At 68.9% G+C, this 4422-nt stretch carries 6 protein-coding genes; all 6 read left to right on the top strand.

Features of this window, described 5'->3' with window-relative positions:
- Positions 1-160 precede the first annotated feature (160 nt).
- The 6 genes from rpmJ (at position 161) to ACE3O1_RS14910 (ending at position 4328) form a co-directional block, all read left to right on the top strand.
- Positions 161-277 (top strand): 50S ribosomal protein L36, encoded by a 117-nt coding sequence (gene rpmJ, locus ACE3O1_RS14935; RefSeq protein WP_005050492.1) that lies wholly within the window; start codon positions 161-163, stop codon positions 275-277.
- A gap of 151 nt (positions 278-428) precedes the next feature.
- Positions 429-803 (top strand): 30S ribosomal protein S13, encoded by a 375-nt coding sequence (gene rpsM / locus ACE3O1_RS14930; RefSeq protein WP_336398091.1) that lies wholly within the window; start codon positions 429-431, stop codon positions 801-803.
- Positions 804-836: 33 nt separating this feature from the next.
- Positions 837-1235 carry a 30S ribosomal protein S11 gene (gene rpsK / locus ACE3O1_RS14925; protein WP_056117708.1) on the top strand — a complete coding sequence of 133 codons (399 nt, stop codon included), beginning with the start codon at positions 837-839 and terminating at the stop codon, positions 1233-1235.
- 163 nt (positions 1236-1398) lie between these two features.
- Complete coding sequence (locus tag ACE3O1_RS14920; RefSeq protein ID WP_374316389.1) at positions 1399-2388, top strand: DNA-directed RNA polymerase subunit alpha; 990 nt, start codon at positions 1399-1401, stop codon at positions 2386-2388.
- A gap of 75 nt (positions 2389-2463) precedes the next feature.
- Positions 2464-3039: a 50S ribosomal protein L17 gene (gene rplQ / locus ACE3O1_RS14915; protein WP_374316387.1), complete on the top strand. Its 576-nt coding sequence runs from the start codon at positions 2464-2466 to the stop codon at positions 3037-3039.
- Between the two features lie 434 nt (positions 3040-3473).
- Positions 3474-4328: an endonuclease domain-containing protein gene (locus ACE3O1_RS14910; RefSeq protein ID WP_374316385.1), complete on the top strand. Its 855-nt coding sequence runs from the start codon at positions 3474-3476 to the stop codon at positions 4326-4328.
- Positions 4329-4422 lie beyond the last annotated feature (94 nt).

Genomic DNA, 4422 nt, shown 5'->3' with positions numbered 1-4422 from the left:
CGTGGAGCTCAGCCCCTACGACCTCACCCGCGGGCGCATCGTCTACCGCTACCGCTAGACCGGTCGAGAAGTAACGCCCCGCTTCCGGATCTCGATGCACCGCCTGACGGCGGCACTCGATCACCGGAAGCGCCCGGCGAAGACAGCGAAACAGGAAATCATGAAGGTCAACCCCTCCGTCAAGCCCATCTGCGACCACTGCAAGGTCATCCGCCGCCACGGCCGCGTCATGGTGATCTGCAAGTCCAACCCGCGCCACAAGCAGCGCCAGGGTTGAGCATGCTTCCGGATGTCTCTGCCGAGGCATCCGGTTCCACAACTGAATACACACACAGGCAGGACCAGAACCCGTTCGCGGGGGACACCTCGGGCGGAGGCCCGGGCACCGGCCCTGCTCCACACCTCCACTCACTCCCAGGAGAAACCGCATGGCACGTCTTGCCGGCGTTGACATCCCGCGTGACAAGCGCGTGGTGATCGCCCTCACCTACATCTACGGCGTCGGCCGTACCCGCTCGAACGAGATCCTCAAGGCGACGGAGATCGACGAGAACATCCGCGTCAAGGACCTCAGCGACGACCAGCTGATCGCGCTCCGCGACTACATCGAAGGCAACTACAAGGTGGAGGGTGACCTGCGCCGCGAGGTCGCCGCCGACATCCGCCGCAAGGTCGAGATCGGTTCCTACGAGGGCCTGCGCCACCGCCGCGGCCTCCCCGTGCGCGGTCAGCGCACCAAGACGAACGCGCGCACCCGCAAGGGCCCGAAGCGCACCGTCGCCGGCAAGAAGAAGGCGCGCTAAGGCGCGGCCCCCAGGATCTAGGGAGAACGCAACATGGCACAGGCCAAGACCGCCGCGCGCAAGCCGCGCCGCAAGGAGAAGAAGAACATCGCGCTGGGCCAGGCCCACATCAAGTCGACGTTCAACAACACGATCGTCTCGATCACCGACCCGTCGGGCGCCGTCATCAGCTGGGCGTCGTCGGGTGGCGTGGGCTTCAAGGGCTCGCGCAAGTCGACCCCCTACGCTGCCGGCATGGCCGCCGAGTCGGCCGCGCGCCAGGCTCAGGAGCACGGCGTCAAGAAGGTCGACGTCTTCGTGAAGGGCCCGGGCTCGGGCCGCGAGACCGCGATCCGCTCGCTCCAGGCCGCCGGTCTCGAGGTGGGCTCGATCCAGGACGTGACGCCGCAGGCCCACAACGGCTGCCGTCCGCCCAAGCGCCGCCGCGTCTGATTTCCCGGGAGCCGGAGCACCTTCTCGGTGCTCCGGCTACCGCACGCTTAGCGGATGCCGCGCCCGGCCGAACAGGCCGAGCCGGGGCATCCCACGATTAAAACTCAACACCTCACCCACCGCACGTGTCATATAGCGGGCACGTGATCGAAAGGAACACATAGTGCTCATCGCACAGCGTCCCACTCTGACCGAGGAGAAGATCGGGGAGTTCCGCAGCCGCTTCGTCGTCGAGCCGCTCGAGCCCGGCTTCGGATACACGATCGGCAACGCGCTGCGTCGCAGCCTCCTGTCGTCGATCCCCGGCGCGGCCGTGACGTCCATCCGCATCGACGGCGTCCTCCACGAGTTCAGCACCATTCCCGGTGTCAAGGAGGATGTCACCGAGATCATCCTCAACATCAAGCAGCTGGTCGTCTCCAGCGAGCGCGATGAGCCCATCACGGCCTACCTGCGCAAGACCGGCTCCGGTGAGGTCACCGCCGCCGACATCTCGGCTCCCGCCGGTGTCGAGGTGCACAACCCCGAGCTCGTCATCGCGACGCTCAACGACACCGCCAAGTTCGAGCTCGAGCTCACCATCGAGCGCGGCCGCGGCTACGTGTCGGCGACCCAGAACCGCAACGAGTACGCCGAGGCCGGTCAGATCCCGATCGACTCGATCTACTCGCCGGTGCTCAAGGTGTCGTACCGCGTCGAGGCGACGCGTGCCGGCGAGCGCACCGACTTCGACAAGCTCGTGCTGGATGTCGAGAGCAAGTCGTCGATCCTCCCGCGCGACGCCGTCGCATCGGCCGGCCGCACGCTGACCGAGCTCTTCGGCCTGGCGCGCGAGCTCAACGTCGAGGCTGAGGGCATCGAGATCGGCCCCGCGCCGGTCGAGACCGTCCTGTCCAACGAGCTCTCCATGCCGATCGAGGACCTCGACCTGTCGGTCCGCTCGTACAACTGCCTCAAGCGCGAGGGCATCAACACCGTGTCGGAGCTCGTCGCCCTGTCCGAGACGCAGCTGATGAACATCCGCAACTTCGGTCAGAAGTCGGTCGACGAGGTGCGCGACAAGCTCGTCTCGCTCGGCCTGTCGCTGAAGGACTCGGTTCCCGGGTTCGACGGCGCGCACTTCTACGGCGGATACGACGACGAGACCGTCTGAGCTGTGTCCAAACGTCGCGACCGTCAGTTCATGACAACGGCGCGGTGACCGACTTTCACACTGGAGTAATCAAGAATGCCTAAGCCCACGAAGGGACCCCGCCTCGGAGGCGGCCCCGCACACGAGCGCCTGCTGCTTGCGAACCTCGCCGCAGCCCTCTTCACGCACAAGTCGATCAAGACGACCGAGACCAAGGCCAAGCGCCTTCGTCCGCTCGCCGAGCGCCTCATCACCTTCGCCAAGCGCGGCGACCTGCACGCCCGTCGCCGGGTGCTGTCGGTCATCGGCGACAAGGAGGTCGTGCACGTCCTCTTCGCCGAGATCGCGCCGCTGGTGGCCGACCGTGAGGGCGGCTACACCCGCATCACGAAGGTCGGAAACCGCAAGGGCGACAACGCGCCCATGGCCGTCATCGAGCTCGTCCTGGAGCCCGTGACGCCGAAGGCGAAGTCGGCCAAGAAGTCCGCTGCCAAGGCTGCTCCGGCTGCTCCGGCCGCCGAGGAGGCCCCCGCCGAGGAGGCTCCCGCCGCAGACGGGGCCGCCGCAGACGAGGCCGCCGACTCCGGCGCCGAGTCGCCGGAGGAGGGCGCTGCCGCCGAGGCCGCCGCCGAGGATGCCGTCGAGGCACCCGCCGAGGAGAAGTCCGAGTAATCGGCGTCCGAGCCCCGGCCCGGCAGGTCGCCCCGGCGACCACCCCTGCACCGCGAGACCCGCGGGCCTTCGGGCCCGCGGGTCTCGCTGCGTTGTGCGAGGCATCCGTCGACGGAGCCTCGGGCGTGCCCGCCCGGTGAACCCGGCCGGCCCGGCGCGCCAGCCCCGGCCGCCGGCGTGTCCGGCTTGCTCGCGCCCCCCTGGGGGGCGCATAACTCCTGCACTCTGGCGTCGCGGTCGGGGGTGGGCCCGGTGAATCCGCGTCTCCCGGCCGCCGGCCCGACCGAAGTGCAGGAGTTATGCGTCCGTCGGGCGGTGGGACGGACGCCTCGACCCGGGGTCGTGGGTCCTCCCCAGCGGGAGCTCGCGCCACGTCATCCCCAGATCCTGCATCGGCGCACCCGGGAGCATCCATCCCACGCGAACCTGCCATCGTGTCGGAGTTCGAGATCGATGGTTCGCGGGTGATGTCCCGGCGCGAGCTGCTGGATGCCGGGTTCACCTCGAAGGGCATCACGCGGGCTGTGCGCTCCGGCCGTCTCATCCGGCTCAGGCGCGACCACTACATCGCGAGAACCGACCCGGCGGCGGACGCGGCGGTGCGGATCGGCGGAGTGCTGACGTGCATCTCGGCGCTGACGGCTCTGGGCGTCTTCGCGGTGTCCGACGGACGCGTCCACGTCCACGTCGAGCGGACGATGTCGAGACTGCGTGGCCCCGTCGATCGGAGAGAGCGATGGGACCGCAGAGTCCACGGATCGTCCGTTCGTCTGCACTGGGGTCGCAGCCCCGAGTGGGCCAGCCGCGAAGCGGTGAGCCTCGACGAGGCGATCCGGACGATGGTGCGCTGCCGCGCTCCGCGCGAGGTCGTCGCCGCGCTCGACAGCATCCTCTCTCTCGGGCTCCGATCCCGGGAGGAGCTGCACGAGATCTTCGCGTGCCTCCCGAGGAAGTACGAGGTGCTTCTCCGCCTCGCCGACGGCCGCGCGGAATCCGGTCCCGAGAGCCTCGTGCGGCTGATGCTGCGCCAGCTCGGAGCCGCCTTCGACCTCCAGGTCGTCATCGGCGGCGTGGGGCGGGTGGACTTCCTGATCGGTGATCGCCTCATCCTCGAGTGCGACAGCAAGGCGCACCATTCGGATTGGGACCAGCGGCGCAAGGATATCCGGCGGGACCAGGAAGCCGCCCGACGCGGATACACGACCGTGCGGCTGCTCGCCGAAGATGTCCTCTTCCGGCCGGCGGAGGTCATGGAGCTCCTCGCCGATCTCCTCGCCGCGCACGCCTGAGGGACGCGAGCGCGGGGCGTGCCGCGGCGTCGCGCGGCGCCTAAATACAGCACATAGGGGGTGGGGGGGGGGTCGAGCCCCGGCGGGGTGGGGT

It is taken from the genome of Microbacterium sp., assembly GCF_041909575.1.
Classification (GTDB): Bacteria; Actinomycetota; Actinomycetes; order Actinomycetales; family Microbacteriaceae; genus Microbacterium.
This window is presented reverse-complemented; position numbering and strand designations above follow the sequence as displayed.

What these genes read in the sequence shown, in the direction of transcription:
- rplQ (WP_374316387.1), top strand. Translation starts at nt 2,464, where the DNA reads ATGCCTAAGCCCACGAAGGGACCCCGCCTCGGAGGCGGCCCCGCACAC.
- rpmJ (WP_005050492.1), top strand. Translation starts at nt 161, where the DNA reads ATGAAGGTCAACCCCTCCGTCAAGCCCATCTGCGACCACTGCAAGGTC.
- rpsK (WP_056117708.1), top strand. Translation starts at nt 837, where the DNA reads ATGGCACAGGCCAAGACCGCCGCGCGCAAGCCGCGCCGCAAGGAGAAG.
- rpsM (WP_336398091.1), top strand. Translation starts at nt 429, where the DNA reads ATGGCACGTCTTGCCGGCGTTGACATCCCGCGTGACAAGCGCGTGGTG.